The following is a 16,511-nucleotide window of genomic DNA, read 5'->3' as shown; positions in this document are numbered from 1 at the left end:
GCTTTACGGCAAATGGCGCATGCGCCGGCTTGCCAGTTCCGGGAGCCATCGGTACATTGTGTTTTTTGAGGGCCCGCAATGTCCGTAGACACCGTTCCGATTCCGTCTTCCTCTTCCGATCCAGCCGTTTCCCCGCCCTCCCCCGCCGCCGCGCCGCCCGAGCCGGCTTCGCTCTCCCCGGTCCCGACATCTCCGCAGCGCAGCCACATCCGCCTGACCTCGCACGCCGGCGGTTTCGGCGCCCTGCCGATCCAATGGGGCGCCGCGACGGCGGCCGAGCGCGGCCCGGTGGTCGGTACCACCACCAAACGCGCGCATCGCAACGTCATCGGCACCCACAGCGGCTCCTACAGCGTGTACCGCGCACTGGCCGTGGCCGCCGGGGCACTCTCGCCACACCACAAGGCCGACCTCACCAACACCTCGCCGACCGACGTCATCGGCCCCTACCCGCAGTGGAGCGAACCCGGCAAGATCGTCTCGCTCGATCCCTGGGGCGCGGTGGTGGCCGATGCCTTCGCCACCGAACTCGCGGCCGGCTACGACATTCGCCCGACCATCGCGATCACCAAGGCCCACGTGATCCTGCCCGAGGTGATCGAGGCCCTGCAGAGCGGCCGCCTGAAGGCCGACGGCAAGTTCCTGACCGCCGGCGGCGCCGCCATGGTCACCAAGGCGGCGATCGAGCCGGTCTGGTTCCTGCCCGCGGTGGCCCAGCGCTTCGGCTGCTCCGAGACGGAATTGCGCCGGGTACTGTTCGAGGAAACCGGCGGCATGTACCCCGAACTCGTCACGCGCTCCGACCTCGAGGTGTTCCTGCCGCCGATCGGCGGCCAGACGCTCTACATCTTCGGCAACGCCCGCGACCTCGCCAACCCCGAGGTCGAGCTCACCGCGCGGATCCACGACGAGTGCAACGGCTCGGACGTATTCGGCTCCGACATCTGCACCTGCCGGCCCTACCTGACGCACGCCATCGAGGAATGCATCCAGGGCGCGCAACGCGGCGGCGTCGGCCTGATCGCCTATTCGCGCAAGGAAGGCCGGGCGCTCGGCGAGGTCACCAAGTTCCTGGTCTACAACGCGCGCAAGCGCCAGGTCGGCGGCGACACCGCCGACCAGTATTTCGCCCGCACCGAGTGCGTGGCCGGCGTCCAGGACATGCGCTTCCAGGAGCTGATGCCCGACGTCTTCCACTGGCTCGGCATCCGCAAGATCCACCGCCTGGTGTCCATGAGCAACATGAAGTTCGACGCCATCACGGGCTCGGGCATCGAGATCGGCACCCGGGTCAACATCCCCGACGCGCTGATCCCGGCCGATGCCCGGGTCGAGATGGACGCCAAGATGGCGGCCGGCTATTTCACGCCCGGGGCGGTGCCGGACGCCGAGGAACTCAAGAAGGCCAAGGGCCGGGGGCTCGACCAATGAGCCGCCCGGCCGCTCCGAAGGCGAATACCGAAGCGCTGCCGCGCGAAGGTTATCCAATGAGCGCCGCGCCGGGCCGCCCCAAGCAAGCTCGCACCGCAGCGCGCAGCACGGAGGTCGCCTTATGAGCGGCAACAACTACGGGATGGACCCCGAGCGCCCGACCGCCAACCCCGCGGTGCGCAGCGCCGACGCCGAGGGCCATGTCGACCCGGCGCTCKAATTCGTCGGCGACACGGCCCATCCCGCCGGCGCCGCGGCCTTCCTGCGCACCACCCAGGCCGTGCGCAGCCGTGCCAGGGCGCTGCTGGCCCGGGCCCGCGCCGGCGAATCCGAATGGTTCACGATCGGCGACGACGATGCCCTCGAGGACACGGCCCGCACGGTGGCCGAAGTCACGCGCGACCGCTACGCCTGGGGCCCGATCCCCTACCACAGCCGCTGGCGCCATTTCGAGGCCGGCGGCGTGAACCGGGTGGCTGCGCTCGACCAGTTGCTCGGCGACGTCGATGCCACGCAACGCGCCCATACGCACCTCGACCTGGTGCTGGTCAGCGTGCTGCTCGACGCCGGCGCCGGCCCCGACTGGCACTACTTCGAAGCCGGCAGCGGCCAGCGCTTCACGCGTTCCGAGGGCCTGGGCGTGGCCAGCTTCCACGCCTTCACGACCGGGCTGTTCTCGTCCGACCCCGACCGTCCGCTGCAGGCCGACGCCGCCGGCCTGCGCGCGCTGGTCACCGACCGGCTCGGCGACGCCTTCCAGGTCAGCAGCGTCAACCCGCTGGTCGGGCTGGCCGGCCGCGCCACGCTGCTGCGCCGGCTCGGAGAAGCCATGAGCGAGCGGCCCGAAGTGTTCGGCGACGACGGCCGGCCCGGCGGATTGTTCGATGCGCTGGTCGGGCCCTACGGCCCCGCCGCGCCGCCGACCGCAGAGACCACGGCCCACGAGATCCTGTCGCTGCTGCTCGAATCGCTGTCGGGCATCTGGCCCGCCTCCAATGCCATCGACAGCATCGCGGCCGACGGCAGCGATGCGCCCGGCGCCCTCCGCTCGGGCGACCCGGCGCTGGCACTGGGCGACTGCTGGCGCCACAGCGCGGTGCGCGGACCCGGCCTCACCAACGGCTGGATGCCTTTCCACAAGCTGTCGCAATGGCTGACCTACTCCATGCTCGAGCCCTTCGAATGGGCTGGCGTCAAGGTGCGCCATGTCGAGGCGCTCACCGCCCTGCCCGAATACCGCAACGGCGGCCTGCTGATCGACAGCGGCCTGATCGTGCCGCGCAGCCCCGCGCTGCTCGAGCGTTCATGGAAGGTCGGCGACGAGTTCATCGTCGAGTGGCGCGCGTTGACCGTCGCGCTGCTCGACGAGGTCGCGGCGCGGGTGCGCAAGGTGATGGAGCGCAGCGAGGAAGAGATGCCCCTGGCGCGCGTGCTCGAGGGCGGCACCTGGGCTGCGGGCCGCGTCATGGCACAGCGCTTGCGTGACGGTGCCCCCCCCCTGCGCATCGAGAGCGACGGCACGGTCTTCTAGACTTCACCCCCTTTCTTCACAACGACAAGAACGCATCCGCGCTTCCTCCACGCCATGAGCAACGTCCACCTCGTCGACCATCCCCTCGTCCAGCACAAGCTCACGCTGATGCGCCGCAAGGAAGCCAGCACCAACAGCTTCCGGCGCCTTCTCAACGAGATCAGCATGCTGATGGCCTACGAGGTCACGCGCGACATGCCGATGCAGGACATCGAGATCGAGACCCCGCTCGAGACCATGCACGCCAAGGTGATCGACGGCAAGAAGCTGGTGCTGGTGTCGATCCTGCGCGCCGGCACCGGCATCCTCGACGGCATGCTGAGCGTGGTGCCCGGCGCCCGCGTCGGCCACATCGGCCTGTACCGCGACCCGAAGACGCTGACCGCCGTCGAGTACTACTTCAAGATGCCCGGCGGCATGGAGGAGCGCGATGCGATCGTGGTCGACCCGATGCTGGCCACCGGCAACTCGGCGGTGGCAGCGGTCGAGCGGCTCAAGGAACTGAACCCGAAGTCGATCAAGTTCGTCTGCCTGCTGACCTGCCCCGAAGGCGTCAAGACCTTCCAGGAGGCGCATCCCGACGTGCCGATCTACACCGCCGCCATCGACCGCGAGCTCAACAGCCACGGCTACATCCTGCCGGGCCTGGGCGATGCGGGCGACCGCATCTTCGGCACGAAGTGACGCTCGCCCCCAGGTTGCCCGGCACTTCGTGTCCGGGCGCCCACCCCCTGCCGGGGGCGACACCACCGGCCCGGCGAAGCCGGTTCCGCGGTGTCTCACGAACAAACGGGGAGCGTGTGGGCAGTCGGTTGTTTTCTTAACTCGAGGAGAAGTGCAGTGAACGTTCGCCGTCAAATGATCATCCGTTCGGTCGCCATTGCAGCCGCGCTTGCGGCGGGGGCGCCGGGGCTGGCGCTCGCGCAGGCCAAGCTGAAGGTGGCGGCGGTGTACACCGTGCCCTTCGAGCAGCAATGGGTCGGGCGCATCCACAAGGCGCTGAAGGCGGCCGAGGCGCGCGGCGAGATCGAGTACACGGCGACCGAGAACGTCGCCAATGCCGACTACGAACGCGTGATGCGCGAGTACGCCACGGCCGGCAACCAGCTGATCCTCGGCGAGGTCTTCGGCGTCGAGGCGGCGGCGCGCAAGGTCGCCAAGGACTTTCCCAAGACGGCCTTCCTGATGGGCTCCTCGCTCAAGCCGCAGGCACCGAATTTCTCGGTCTTCGACAACTACATCCAGGAGCCGGCCTACCTGTCGGGCATGGTCGCGGGCGGCATGACCAAGACCCACAAGATCGGCATGGTCGGCGGCTTCCCGATCCCAGAGGTGAACCGCCTGATGAATGCCTTCATGGCCGGCGCCAGGGAAACCAATCCGAAGGTCGAGTTCAGCGTCAGCTTCATCAACAGCTGGTTCGATCCGCCGAAGGCCAAGGAAGCCGCCTTCGCGATGATCGACAAGGGCGCCGACGTGATGTACGCCGAGCGCTTCGGCGTCAGCGATGCGGCCAAGGAAAAGGGCAAGCTCGCGATCGGCAACGTGATCAACACCCAGGACAAGTACCCCGACACCGTGGTCGCGTCCGCGTTGTGGAACTTCGAGCCTTCGGCCGACCGCGCGATCAAGCTCGTGAAGGAAGGCAAGTTCGCGGCCGAGGACTACGGCCCCTATTCGATGATGAAGTACAAGGGCTCCGAACTCGCGCCGCTCGGCACCTTCGAGACCAAGGTGCCGGCCGATATCGTCGCCAAGGTCAAGGCCAAGCAGGCCGACATACTCGCCGGCAAGACCACCATCAAGGTGGACGACAGCCAACCGAAGTCGACCGGGAAATGACGCTCACCCCCAGGTTGGCCCACTTCGTGTGGCCGCCCACCCCCTTGCAGGGGGCAACACCAGCGGCCCGGCAAAGCCGGTTCCGCGGTGTTTCCCGAATGAAGAGTCCGTTGTCTCGGAGTCTGTGTGCTTTGGCGCTCGGCGCAGCGCTGGCGGGCTGCGCGGCGGTCGCACCCGACACGCATTCGGGGAGGCTCGACGAGACGCCCCGCATGGCGGTGATCTCGGCCTTCCAGCCCGAACTCACGCTGCTGCAGGCCCGCCTGCAGGACCCGCGCAAGCACAGCGTCAACGGCGTCGAGTTCAGCACCGGCACGCTCGAAGGCCGGCCGGTGGTGCTGTTCCTGTCGGGGATCAGCATGACCAATGCGACGATGAACACGCAACTGGTGCTCGATCGCTTCAAGATCACGCACGTTGTGTTCAGCGGCATCGCCGGCGGCGTCAATCCGCAATTGCACATCGGCGACGTCACAGTGCCCGCGCAATGGGGCCAGTACCTCGAAGTGCTGATGGCGCGCGAATCCTCGCCGGGCCAGTACAGCGTGCCGGCCTGGATGAAGGACGCCACGCTGCCGGCCTTCGGCATGATGCATCCGCGGCCGGTCGAGGTGCGCTCGGCGGCGAATCCGTCAATCTCGAAGAAGTTCTGGTTCGAAGCCGACCCGAAGATGCTCGAGGTGGCGCGCAGCGTCCGCAACGTCGACCTGGCGGACTGCAAAGCGGCCAGGTGCCTGAGCCGCAAGCCGCAGCTGGTGGTCGGCGGCAATGGGGTCTCGGGGCAGGCCTTCATGGACAACAAGGCCTTGCGCGAATACACCTTCAAGACCTTCCAGGCCAACGTGCTCGACATGGAGACGGCCGCGGTCGGAATGGTCGCCTACAGCAACGGCGTGCCCTTCATCGCCTTCCGTTCGCTCAGCGACCTGGCGGGAGGCGGCGAGGGCGAGAACGAGATGGGCACCTTCATGGGCATCGCGGCCGACAACTCGGCCAAGGTGCTGCTGGCCTTCCTCTCGCGCTGGAAGTAGACCGCTTGTCCGCTGTTCTCGCGCTTCGCGGCATCACCAAGCGCTTCGGGGCGCTGGTGGCCAACGACGCCATCTCGCTCGACCTGCAGGCCGGCGAGGTGCTCGCGCTGCTGGGCGAGAACGGCGCCGGCAAGTCGACGCTGATGTCGATCCTGTTCGGCCACTACGTGGCCGACGAAGGCAGCATCGAGGTGTTCGGCCAGCCGCTGGCGCCGGGCAATCCGAAGGCCGCGCTGGCCGCCGGCATCGGCATGGTGCACCAGCACTTCACGCTGGCCGACAACCTCAGCGTGCTCGACAACGTGATGATGGGCACCGAGCCGCTCTGGCAGCCCTTCTCGCGCCGCGGCGCAGCGCGCGCCAGGCTGCTGGACGTGGCGCAACGCTTCGGCCTGCCCGTGCAGCCGGAGGCGACGGTCGGCAGCCTGTCGGTCGGCGAGCGCCAGCGGGTCGAGATCCTCAAGGCGCTGGTCCGCGATGCGCGGATCCTGATCCTCGACGAGCCGACGGCGGTGCTGACGCCGCAGGAGAGCGAGGCACTGTTCGACACGCTGGGACAGATGGTGGCCCAGGGCCTGTCGATCATCTTCATCAGCCACAAGTTGCCCGAGGTGCTGCGCGTGTCGCATCGCATCGTGGTGCTGCGCGGCGGCAAGCGCGTGGCCGAAGCCCGTGCCGGCGACACCACGCAGGCGCAGCTGGCGCTGTGGATGGTCGGCCATGCGATCGAGAACACGGTCCGGCGCCCGGCCCGTCAGGTCGGCGATGCGGTCTGCGTGCTCGACCACGTGCGCACCGCGGGCAGCGGGAACGACCGCCTGCAGGACGTGAGCCTCACGCTCAGGGCCGGCGAGATCGTCGCGGTCGCAGGCGTTTCGGGCAACGGGCAGGTGGCGCTGGCGGAGTTGCTGAGCGGCACGCGGCGAGCCGTCGCGGGCACCGTCCGCCTGATGGGCCGCGAGCTGCCGTCTTCGCCGGCCCGGCTGGTTCAGCGCGGCGTGGCGCGCATCCCTGAAGACCGGCATGCGGTCGGGGTCGTCGGCGATCTGCCCGTGTGGGAGAACGCGGTGTCCGAACGCTTGCGCAGCCGGGCCTTCTCGCGCTGGCTCTGGGTCCGGCGCGGCGCCGCCAGGGCCCATGCACGCAGCGTCGAGACCGCCTACGACGTGCGCGGCGCCGGTCTCGATTCACCGGCCCGGACCCTCTCGGGCGGCAACATGCAGAAGCTGATCCTCGGCCGCGCGTTGATGGCGCCGGCATCGGCCGGCGGGCAGCAGCGGACGCCCCGGCTGATCATCGCCCACCAGCCGAGCTGGGGCCTGGACATCGGCGCCGTCGCCTATGTGCAGCAGCAGTTGATCGCGGCCCGCGACGCCGGTGCGGCGGTACTGCTGATCTCCGACGATCTCGACGAGGTACTGACCCTGGGCGACCGGGTCGCCGTGATGCATGGCGGCCAGCTCGGCGAACCACGGCCAGCCGCCGCCTGGACGCGCGAGGCGATCGGCCTGGCGATGGCGGGTTCATGAGCGCAGTCCCCGCATGAGACTCGAACGTCGCCATCGCGCATCGCGCGCCGCGCTCGTGCTGGCGCCTGTCGGTGCCGTCGCCTTCACCCTGCTGGTCAGCGCCCTGCTCGTTCTCTGGGCCGGCGCGCCGGTCGGGCGCACCTACGCGCTGCTGCTGCAAGGCGGCTTCGGCTCGGTCTTCGCCTGGAGCGAAACCCTGACCCGGGCCGTCCCGCTGATCCTCACGGGCCTGGCCGCCACGGTCGCCTTCAAGGCCCGGCTCTTCAACATCGGCGCCGAGGGCCAGCTCTATGCCGGCGCGCTGGCCGCGGTGGCGGTCGGCGGCCTGCACGGCGGCGCCGGCTTCGCGCTGCCGACCTGGCTGCTGTTCCCGCTGACGATGGCGGCCGCGGCGCTGGCCGGCGCGCTGCTGCTGCTGGGCCCGGCGCTGATGAAGAACAGGCTCGGCGTCGACGAGGTCGTGACCACGCTGCTGATCAACTTCATCGTGCTGCTCGGCGTCTCGGCGATGCTCGACGGCCCCATGAAGGACCCGACCGCGATGGGCTGGCCGCAGAGCGTCTCGCTGCAGTCGGAGCTCGAGCTTGCCAAGCTGGTCGCCCAGACGCGCATCCACACCGGCTTGCTGTGGGCCGGCGGCTTGGCCGTCCTGGTGTGGCTGCTGTTCAAGTACACCGTGATCGGCTTCGACATCCGCGCCGTCGGCGCGAACGCGCGCGCCGCCGCCTTCGCCGGCGTGCCGGTCACGCGCACCGTGGTGTGGGTCGCACTGCTGTCGGGCGCGCTGGCCGGCCTCGCCGGCGCGATCGAGGTCGCGGGGCGCACCAGCTACGTGACCCTCGACATGTCGCCGGGCTACGGCTACAGCGGCATCGTGATCGCCATGCTGGCCGGGCTGCATCCGCTCGGCGTGCTGGCGGCCGGCGTGTTCGTGGCCGGCGTGCTGGTCGGTGCCGACACCATGAGCCGGGCGATCGGCGTTCCGACCTACATCGCCGACGTGATCGTGGCGGCTTCGCTGATCGCGGTGCTGGTCGCCACCTTGCTGACGCAATACCGCGTGCGCTGGAAATGACCGACATCGCCGACATCCTTTCCAACGCCTCCTTCTGGGTCGCGGTGCTGCGCATCGCGACGCCGTTGATCTTCGGCACCCTGGGCGTGCTGCTGTGCGAGCGCGCCGGCGTGCTGAACCTCGGCATCGAGGGCATCATGGTCGCCGGCGCCTTCACCGGCTGGATCGCGGTCTATGCCGGGGCACCGCTGTGGGTCGGGGTCGGGGTCGCCGCGCTCACGGGTGCCGTGTTCGGCCTGCTGCACGCGTTCCTGACGGTCGGCCTGGCGCTGTCCCAGCATGTGTCGGGGCTGGGCATCACGCTRCTCGCCACCGCGCTGAGCTACTACGGCTACCGCGTGAGCTTCCCGAAGGTCAACACGCCGCCGACCGTCACGCCCTTCGCATCGATGGACTGGCTGCATGTCCCGGTGCTCGAGTCGCAGACACCCCTCACGCTGCTGGCCCTGCTGCTGGTCCCGCTGGTCGCCTGGGTGTTGTACCGGACGCCCGCCGGCCTGGCGGTGCGCATGGTCGGCGAGAACCCTCAGGCGGCCGAGGGCCAGGGCGTATCGGTCGCCGCCACGCGCACCGGCGCGATCGTCGCCGGCTCGGCGCTGATGGGCGTGGCCGGTTCCTTTCTCACGCTGTCCGCCTTCAACGCCTTCTTCTTCAACATGATCAACGGCCGCGGCTGGATCTGCGTGGCACTGGTAGTGTTCGCATCCTGGCGGCCCGGCAAGGCGCTGCTCGGCGCGCTGCTGTTCGCCTTCTTCGATGCGCTGCAGTTGCGGCTGCAGCAATCGGGCAATGCCGTCCTGCCCTACCAGCTCTACCTGATGCTGCCCTACCTGCTGTCGATCCTGGCGCTGGTGCTGGTGGCGCGCAAGGCGAGCTATCCGCAGGCACTGATGAAACCCTACCGAAAAGGAGAACGCTGATGCTCGACCTCCTGGTCCAGAACGCCTCGCTGCCCGACGGCCGCAGCGGCATGTCGATCGCGGTCGAGGGCGGCCGCATCACCGAAGTGACGGCCGGCCTGGCCGCGCCCGCCCACCAAACGCTCGACGCCGCCGGCCTGCTCCTGGCGCCGTCCTTCGTCGACCCGCACTTCCACATGGACGCGACGCTGAGCTACGGCCTGCCGCGCGTCAACCAGAGCGGGACGCTGCTCGAAGGCATCGCGCTGTGGGGTGAACTCAAGCCGCTGCTCACGGCCGACGCCCTGATCGAGCGCGCGCTGGCCTATTGCGACTGGGCCGTGGCCAAGGGCCTGCTCGCGATCCGCAGCCATGTGGACACCAGCGACGCCAGCCTCCTCGCGGTCGACGCGCTGCTGGAGGTCAAGCGCCTCGTCGCGCCCTATCTCGACCTGCAGCTGGTCGCCTTTCCCCAGGACGGCGTGCTGCGCTCGCCCGGCGGCGTCGACAACCTGAAGCGCGCGCTCGACAAGGGCGTCGACGTGGTCGGCGGCATTCCGCACTTCGAGCGCACGATGGCCGATGGGGCGGCCAGCGTGAAGCTGCTCTGCGAAATCGCGGCCGAGCGCGGCAAGCTGGTCGACATGCACTGCGACGAGTCCGACGACCCGCTCTCGCGCCACATCGAGACCCTGGCCTTCGAGAGCCAGCGCCTCGGGCTGCAGGGCCGGGTCACGGGCTCGCACTGCACATCGATGCACTCGATGGACAACTACTATGTCAGCAAGCTGCTGCCGTTGATCGCCGAGAGCGGTGTTGCAGTGATCTCGAATCCGCTCATCAACATCACGCTGCAGGGCCGCCACGACAGCTACCCCAAGCGCCGCGGCATGACCCGCGTGCCCGAACTGATGGCCGCCGGCGTCAACGTCGCCTTCGGCCACGACTGCGTGATGGACCCGTGGTACGGAATGGGCTCGGGCGACATGCTGGAGGTCGCGCACATGGGCCTGCACGTGGCCCAGATGACCAGCCAGGCCGGGATCCGCGATTGCTTCGACGCCGTGACCGTCAACGCCGCCAAGGTGATGCACCTCGAAGGCTACGGGCTCGAGGCCGGCTGCGATGCGAGCTTCGTGCTGCTGCAGGCACGCAACCCGGTGGAGGCGATCCGGCTGCGCGCCACCCGGCTCAAGGTCTACCGCAAGGGGCGCCTGCTGGCCGAGACACCGGCCGCGACCGCCGCGCTGCGCCTGCCCGGGCGCGACGCAGAGACCCGTTGGATGCTGCCGCGCGCCTGAGCCGCCTGCATTCTCAGTCGAGCGGGGCGACGGCGCGCCACATGTGGACCTTCGAGAGAAAGGCGGTTCCCAGCGCCACCGCGTAGGGCTCCACGCCGAAGACCGTGAAGCCGCAGCGCTCGTAGAGCGATCGGGCCGCGCGGTTGCCTTCGGTCACGGTCAGTTGGACCAGCCGGACGCCGTCCCGGGCCGCGGCCAGCGCCAGCGAAGCCTCCACCAGCCGTCGTCCGAAACCGCCCTGGCGTGCCTGCGCCGCGACATACATGCCGAACAGCTGCGCCTTGTGGCGCGCCTTCTCCCGCCTTTCGAACTCCAGCCCGGCAGCCCCCACCAGCCGGTCGCCATCGAAGGCGCCGAGCACCACTTGCGCTGCCGTGGGCGACCCGTCGAGCCGGGCGCCCCACCACGACAACGGGAGCGCCGCCCGCTCGGCCGCGCTCGACGTGAACGCATCCGGGTGCTGCGCATAGGCGGCCAGCATCAGCGCCCGGTAGGTTGCGGCGTCAGCAGGTTCAAGTCGCCGAATGGTCATCTTCGATGCCTCACACGGTCGGCGCGATCGCCTCGGCATACTCGTACAACGCACCGAGGATTTCTTCGGCACGCGCGTCCGCCGTCTCGGCCAGCGTGTCGATCTCGGCGAACAGCGCGTCGACGTTGCGTGCGCCGCCCTCGCCTTCGAGCAGCCGCGCCACGCGGTGCGCCTCCCATCGTTCGGCCTCTTCCTCGCTGAGCGTGTCGACGAAATTGCGGGCACGGTAGCGAAACAGCAGTTCCTCGAGCCGGGGGTCGTCGAAACCGGTCCGCGAGCGCGCGAGCTCGGCCGGCGACAGGCTCCGCAGTTCGTTGAGCCGGCGCCGGTCGCCGTTGCCGACGAAGCCGCCGTAGAGATCCTCGTCGACATCCGGCGTCCCTTCGCGGGGCCGCTCGTAGACCCGCGGCCAGATCGCGCTCATGTCGGGCAAGGCCGCGGCGATCGCCGCATGGCGCAGAGCGGCCTCGAGGTCGATGCCCCAGCGCGCCGCCATCGCCGGCGCCAGCGTCTTGAGATTGCCGACCACCATCGGCGACTTGTTCAGGTGAATGCCCTTGAGCGGCAGCCGCTGCACGCCCTCGGGCAGCTCGGCGCTGCGCGTGAACAACCGCAGCCGCAGCGTCTCGACATCGAGATCGCGCAGCTCGCTCGGGTCATGCGCCAGGTCCCAGGCCAGCAGCTCGTTCTTGTTGGTCGGGTGGCTGGCCAGCGGCCACATCACGGCCAGGCAGCCGCGCTCGGCCGGGAACATGCCCGACACGTGCAGGAAGGGCCGCGCGGTCTCGCGCGTGGCCGGCAGGCCGAGTTCGGCCGCGACCCGGTCCTTGCGGTGCAGCCCGAACGCGAAGTCGAACAGCTTGGGCTGCTTCTCGCGGATCAGGCGAGCCAGCGCGATCGTGGCGCGAACGTCCGACAGCGCATCGTGCGCCGCTTCATGCAGCAGCCCGTTGGCACGCGCCAGATCCTCGAGCTTGAAGCTCTGGCTGCCATCGGCCTTCCTGGGCCATTCGATGCCGTCGGGACGCAGCGCATAGGTCAGCCGCACGACGTCCAGCAGATCCCAGCGGCCACAGTCGTTCTGCCACTCGCGCGCATAGGGATCGATCAGGTTGCGCCAGAACAGGAAGCGCGTCACCTCGTCGTCGAAGCGGATCGTGTTGTAGCCCACGCCGATGGTGCCGGGCTGGGAGAACGCGCGTTCGATCCGGGCTGCGAATTGATGCTCGGGAATGCCGCGCTCCAGACACTGCTGCGGCGTGATCCCGGTGATCAGGCAGGCCTCGGGGCTCGGCAGGTAGTCGGGCGCGGGCTGGCAGTAGATCATCAGCGGCTCGCCGACCTCGTTGAGCCCGGCATCGGTCCGGATGGCGGCGAACTGTGAAGGACGGTCGCGGCGCGGCACCGCACCGAAGGTTTCGTAGTCGTGCCAGAGGAAGGTGTGAGAGGCCATGGATCAAAGCAAAGGGGAAAAAAGGCGGGCGAACGAATCGCCCAGGCGGCGCACGAAAGGCTGATGGCGGTTGGCCCGCACCGGGGACGCATTGCGCAAGTCGGTCTCGAACTGCGCCTCCAGCGGCTTGGCCAGCGTCGTCCCGTAGATCACGGCGCAAACCTCGAAATTCAGGCGGAAGCTGCGGTTGTCGAAGTTCGCCGTGCCGATCATGGCGCAGTTGTCGTCCACCACCAGCGTCTTCGAGTGCAGCATGCGCGCCTTGTACTCCCACACCTTGACGCCGGCCGCGATCAGCTCGTCGTAGTAGGAACGCGCCGCCGCGCTCACGACCAGCGAATCGCTGCGCCGCGGCACCAGCAGCCGGACATCGACGCCGCGCAGCGCTGCGCTGGTCAGCGCCATCAGCGCGGGCTCGCCCGGGACGAAGTACGGCGTCGTGAGCCAGGCGCGATGCACCGRCGACTGGATCGCCGCCAGGTGCATGCGATGGATGGCCTCGAGCGGGCTGTCCGGCCCGCTGGTGATGATCTGCACCGGAATGTCGCGCGCACCGCCCCGGGGCGGAAGGGGCGGCAGCAGGTGCGCCATGGCCGTGTTGTCCAGCTGCCGCGGGTCCTCGCCGGTCGCATAGGTCCAGTCCTCGAGAAAGGTGGTCTGCAACCAGCGCACTGCACTGCCTTCGATGCGCAGGTGGACATCGTGATAGGCATCGGCGCGGGTGCGACCGTCTTCGTCGTCGGTGATGTTGACGCCGCCGGTGAAGCCCACGCGGCCATCGCAGACGACGATCTTGCGGTGCGTCCGGTAGTTGGTCACCGGCCGCAGCCGGCGGCCGATGCGGGTCTCGTGAAACAGCGCGACGTGGACGCCGGCCGCACGCATCGGCGCCATGAACTTGCGGTCGATGCGCTTGGAACCCAGCGCGTCGAGCAGCAGCCGCACCGTGACGCCGGCCCGGGCGCGCTCGATCAGCAGATCGCGCAGCGCGGTACCGATCCGGTCGGGCTCGAAGATGTAGTACTCGAGATGGACGTGGTCGCGCGCCTCGCGAACGGCCTCGAAGATCGCGTCGAAGGTGCACGCACCGCCCGACAACAGCCTGGCAGAGGTCGCGCTCGACACCGGCAGTCCACAGGCCGCCATGCCGAGCGCGGCCATCTGGCGCAAGGCCGGCGGCGCCTGCTCCCTGGCTTCGCGCAGCATCGCCACATCGGACGGGGCCAGCGCGCCGGCGCGGCTGCGAAGCCGCCGCAGGCGCTGCTTCCTGAGCCGCTGCGGCCCGAGGAAATAGTAGATCAGGAAGCCCGCGAACGGCAGCAGCGCCAGCGACAGAATCCAGCCCATCGTCGACACCGGCGCACGCTTCTGCATCACGATCCAGATGGACAGGACCGCGATGTAGCCGCTCCACGCGAGGGAGAGGCCGGTCTTCCATTCCTGGCTGAGCTCGGGGACGATCAAGGGCAAAGAATCTCGGGTGAAACGAAAAAGGCCGGTAGCAATGCTACCGGCCTTCTGATCGGACGATTCCGCCGCTGTGGCGGAAGTGGCTCAACCTGCCGCCGCTTCTTCGGCTTCGGGCTTGGCCYKGCCTTCCTTCTTCGGCAGCGGCTGGATGTCGAGCTGCACTTCTTCCTTGTCGTCCAGGTCGACGGTCAGGCGACCGCCGTCCTGCAGGCGACCGAACAGCAGCTCGTCGGCCAGGGCACGACGGATCGTATCCTGGATCAGGCGCTGCATCGGGCGTGCGCCCATCAGCGGATCGAAGCCCTTCTTCGCCAGGTGCTTGCGCAGCGCGTCGGTGAAGGTGACGTCGACCTTCTTCTCGGCCAGCTGGGTCTCGAGCTGCAGCAGGAACTTGTCGACCACGCGCAGGATGATCTGCTCGTCGAGCGCCTTGAAGCTCACGATCGCGTCCAGACGGTTGCGGAACTCCGGCGTGAACAGGCGCTTGATGTCGGCCATCTCGTCACCCGCCTGGCGCGGGTTGGTGAAGCCGATGGTCGCCTTGTTCATGGTCTCGGCCCCCGCATTGGTGGTCATCACGATGATCACGTTGCGGAAGTCGGCCTTGCGTCCGTTGTTGTCGGTCAAGGTGCCGTGGTCCATGACCTGCAGCAGCACGTTGAAGATGTCCGGGTGCGCCTTCTCGATTTCGTCGAGCAGCAGCACCGCGTGCGGCTTCTTCGTGATGGCCTCGGTCAGCAGGCCGCCCTGGTCGAAACCGACATAGCCCGGAGGCGCGCCGATCAGGCGGCTCACCGCATGGCGCTCCATGTACTCCGACATGTCGAAGCGGATCAGCTCGATGCCCATGATGTAGGCCAGCTGCTTCGCTGCTTCGGTCTTGCCGACGCCGGTGGGGCCGCTGAACAGGAACGAGCCGATCGGCTTGTCGTCGCGGCCCAGGCCCGAACGTGCCATCTTGACGGCAGAAGCCAGCACTTCAAGCGCCTTGTCCTGGCCGAACACCACGCTCTTGAGGTCGCGCTCGATGGTCTGCAGCTTGCCACGGTCGTCGTTCGAGACGTTGGCCGGGGGGATGCGCGCGATCTTGGCGACGATCTCCTCGACCTCGGTCTTGCTGATGGTCTTCTTGCGCTTGTTCGCGGGCAGGATGCGCTGGGCCGCACCGGCTTCGTCGATCACGTCGATCGCCTTGTCGGGCAGGTGACGGTCGTTGATGTACTTGGCGCTCAGTTCGGCGGCGGCCTGCAATGCGGCCACGCCGTACTTGACGCCATGGTGCTCCTCGAAGCGCGACTTCAGGCCCTTCAGGATGTCGACGGTTTCCTGCACCGTCGGCTCGACCACGTCGACCTTCTGGAAGCGACGCGACAGGGCCGCATCCTTCTCGAAGATGCCGCGGTATTCGGTGAACGTCGTCGCGCCGATGCACTTGAGCTGGCCGCTCGACAGCGCCGGCTTGAGCAGGTTGGATGCGTCGAGCGTGCCGCCCGATGCCGCACCGGCGCCGATCAGCGTGTGGATCTCGTCGATGAACAGGATCGCGTTCGGCTTGTCCTTGAGCGACTTGAGCACGCCCTTGAGGCGCTGTTCGAAGTCGCCGCGGTACTTGGTGCCGGCCAGCAGCGCGCCCATGTCGAGCGAATACACGTTCGATTCGGCCAGGATTTCCGGCACGTCGTTCTGCGTGATGCGCCAGGCCAGGCCCTCGGCGATCGCGGTCTTGCCGACGCCGGCTTCGCCCACCAGCAGCGGGTTGTTCTTGCGCCGGCGGCACAGGATCTGGATCACGCGCTCGACCTCGTATTCGCGGCCGATCAGCGGATCGATCTTGCCTTCCTTGGCAAGCTGGTTGAGGTTCTGCGTGAACTGCTCGAGCGGAGAGGACTTCTCGTTCTTCTCGCCGCCGCCTTCCTCGCCATCACCCGACGAAGCGTCGCTGCTGCCCTTGGCGGCTTCCGGCGGATCGCTCTTCTTGATGCCGTGGGCGATGAAGTTCACCACGTCGAGGCGCGTCACGCCCTGCTGGTGCAGGTAGTAGACCGCATGCGAATCCTTCTCGCCGAAGATCGCGACCAGCACATTGGCGCCGGTGACTTCCTTCTTGCCGTTGCCGGTGGACTGCACATGCATGATGGCGCGCTGGATCACGCGCTGGAAACCCAGCGTCGGCTGGGTGTCGACATCGTCGGTACCCGCCACCTGGGGCGTGTTGTCCTTGATGAAGTTGGTGAGCGACGCCCGGAGGTCGTCGACATTGGCCGAACAGGCGCGCAGAACCTCCGCGGCACTCGGGTTGTCCAGCAAAGCGAGCAGCAGGTGCTCCACCGTGATGAACTCGTGGCGCTGCTGCCTGGCTTCTACAAAAGCCATGTGCAGGCTGACTTCCAGTTCCTGGGCAATCATGTGATTTCCTT

General features: G+C 68.4%; 13 protein-coding genes. 9 read left to right on the top strand and 4 right to left on the bottom strand.

Annotation, left to right across the window (positions count from 1 at the left end; translation table 11 throughout):
* The first annotated feature begins 78 nt into the window (after positions 1–78).
* The 9 genes from AC1D2E_RS15395 to AC1D2E_RS15355 all read left to right on the top strand — a co-directional run bounded on the left by AC1D2E_RS15395 (position 79) and on the right by AC1D2E_RS15355 (position 10,639).
* Positions 79–1,431 carry a GTP cyclohydrolase II gene (locus tag AC1D2E_RS15395; RefSeq protein WP_478174192.1) on the top strand — a complete coding sequence of 451 codons (1,353 nt, stop codon included), beginning with the start codon at positions 79–81 and terminating at the stop codon, positions 1,429–1,431.
* A gap of 142 nt (positions 1,432–1,573) precedes the next feature.
* A complete protein-coding gene (locus AC1D2E_RS15390; RefSeq protein ID WP_478198206.1) occupies positions 1,574–2,962 on the top strand; it encodes a DUF1688 family protein in 1,389 nt (462 codons plus the stop codon).
* A 54-nt stretch (positions 2,963–3,016) separates the two neighbouring features.
* Entirely contained in the window at positions 3,017–3,646 is a 630-nt protein-coding gene (gene upp, locus AC1D2E_RS15385) for a uracil phosphoribosyltransferase (RefSeq protein ID WP_478174193.1), read from the top strand.
* 174 nt (positions 3,647–3,820) lie between these two features.
* A complete protein-coding gene (locus tag AC1D2E_RS15380) occupies positions 3,821–4,804 on the top strand; it encodes a BMP family protein (protein ID WP_478198205.1) in 984 nt (327 codons plus the stop codon).
* Positions 4,805–4,902: 98 nt separating this feature from the next.
* Positions 4,903–5,835, top strand: a complete 933-nt coding sequence (locus tag AC1D2E_RS15375; protein WP_478198183.1) for a 5'-methylthioadenosine/S-adenosylhomocysteine nucleosidase — start codon at positions 4,903–4,905, stop codon at positions 5,833–5,835.
* Positions 5,836–5,840: 5 nt separating this feature from the next.
* Positions 5,841–7,364, top strand: a complete 1,524-nt coding sequence (locus AC1D2E_RS15370) for an ABC transporter ATP-binding protein (protein ID WP_478198182.1) — start codon at positions 5,841–5,843, stop codon at positions 7,362–7,364.
* Between the two features lie 13 nt (positions 7,365–7,377).
* Positions 7,378–8,439: an ABC transporter permease gene (locus tag AC1D2E_RS15365; RefSeq protein ID WP_478198181.1), complete on the top strand. Its 1,062-nt coding sequence runs from the start codon at positions 7,378–7,380 to the stop codon at positions 8,437–8,439.
* Positions 8,436–9,359, top strand: a complete 924-nt coding sequence (locus tag AC1D2E_RS15360) for an ABC transporter permease (protein ID WP_478198180.1) — start codon at positions 8,436–8,438, stop codon at positions 9,357–9,359. The genes AC1D2E_RS15365 and AC1D2E_RS15360 overlap by 4 nt, the downstream gene beginning before the upstream one ends.
* Positions 9,359–10,639 (top strand): amidohydrolase family protein, encoded by a 1,281-nt coding sequence (locus AC1D2E_RS15355; protein WP_478198179.1) that lies wholly within the window; start codon positions 9,359–9,361, stop codon positions 10,637–10,639. The genes AC1D2E_RS15360 and AC1D2E_RS15355 overlap by 1 nt, the downstream gene beginning before the upstream one ends.
* A gap of 13 nt (positions 10,640–10,652) precedes the next feature.
* On the opposite strand, the gene AC1D2E_RS15350 is transcribed toward AC1D2E_RS15355, so the two are convergent.
* From AC1D2E_RS15350 to clpA, 4 genes are all read right to left on the bottom strand, one after another.
* Complete coding sequence (locus AC1D2E_RS15350; protein ID WP_478198178.1) at positions 10,653–11,171, bottom strand: N-acetyltransferase family protein; 519 nt, start codon at positions 11,169–11,171, stop codon at positions 10,653–10,655.
* 10 nt (positions 11,172–11,181) lie between these two features.
* Positions 11,182–12,624 (bottom strand): exodeoxyribonuclease I, encoded by a 1,443-nt coding sequence (gene sbcB / locus AC1D2E_RS15345; RefSeq protein WP_478198177.1) that lies wholly within the window; start codon positions 12,622–12,624, stop codon positions 11,182–11,184.
* A gap of 3 nt (positions 12,625–12,627) precedes the next feature.
* Positions 12,628–14,088 (bottom strand): cardiolipin synthase, encoded by a 1,461-nt coding sequence (gene cls / locus AC1D2E_RS15340; protein ID WP_478198176.1) that lies wholly within the window; start codon positions 14,086–14,088, stop codon positions 12,628–12,630.
* A gap of 90 nt (positions 14,089–14,178) precedes the next feature.
* Positions 14,179–16,500 (bottom strand): ATP-dependent Clp protease ATP-binding subunit ClpA, encoded by a 2,322-nt coding sequence (gene clpA / locus AC1D2E_RS15335; protein ID WP_478198175.1) that lies wholly within the window; start codon positions 16,498–16,500, stop codon positions 14,179–14,181.
* Positions 16,501–16,511: the final 11 nt, after the last annotated feature.

The sequence above is a fragment of the Variovorax sp. P1_H2 genome, from assembly GCF_056405295.1.
This window is presented reverse-complemented; position numbering and strand designations above follow the sequence as displayed.

Excerpts from the sequence above, each read along its gene's own strand:
- AC1D2E_RS15395 (WP_478174192.1), top strand. The coding sequence starts at position 79 with ATGTCCGTAGACACCGTTCCGATTCCGTCTTCCTCTTCCGATCCAGCC.
- upp (WP_478174193.1), top strand. The coding sequence starts at position 3,017 with ATGAGCAACGTCCACCTCGTCGACCATCCCCTCGTCCAGCACAAGCTC.
- AC1D2E_RS15380 (WP_478198205.1), top strand. The coding sequence starts at position 3,821 with ATGATCATCCGTTCGGTCGCCATTGCAGCCGCGCTTGCGGCGGGGGCG.
- AC1D2E_RS15375 (WP_478198183.1), top strand. The coding sequence starts at position 4,903 with ATGAAGAGTCCGTTGTCTCGGAGTCTGTGTGCTTTGGCGCTCGGCGCA.
- AC1D2E_RS15365 (WP_478198181.1), top strand. The coding sequence starts at position 7,378 with ATGAGACTCGAACGTCGCCATCGCGCATCGCGCGCCGCGCTCGTGCTG.
- AC1D2E_RS15355 (WP_478198179.1), top strand. The coding sequence starts at position 9,359 with ATGCTCGACCTCCTGGTCCAGAACGCCTCGCTGCCCGACGGCCGCAGC.
- AC1D2E_RS15350 (WP_478198178.1), bottom strand. The coding sequence starts at position 11,171 with ATGACCATTCGGCGACTTGAACCTGCTGACGCCGCAACCTACCGGGCG.
- sbcB (WP_478198177.1), bottom strand. The coding sequence starts at position 12,624 with ATGGCCTCTCACACCTTCCTCTGGCACGACTACGAAACCTTCGGTGCG.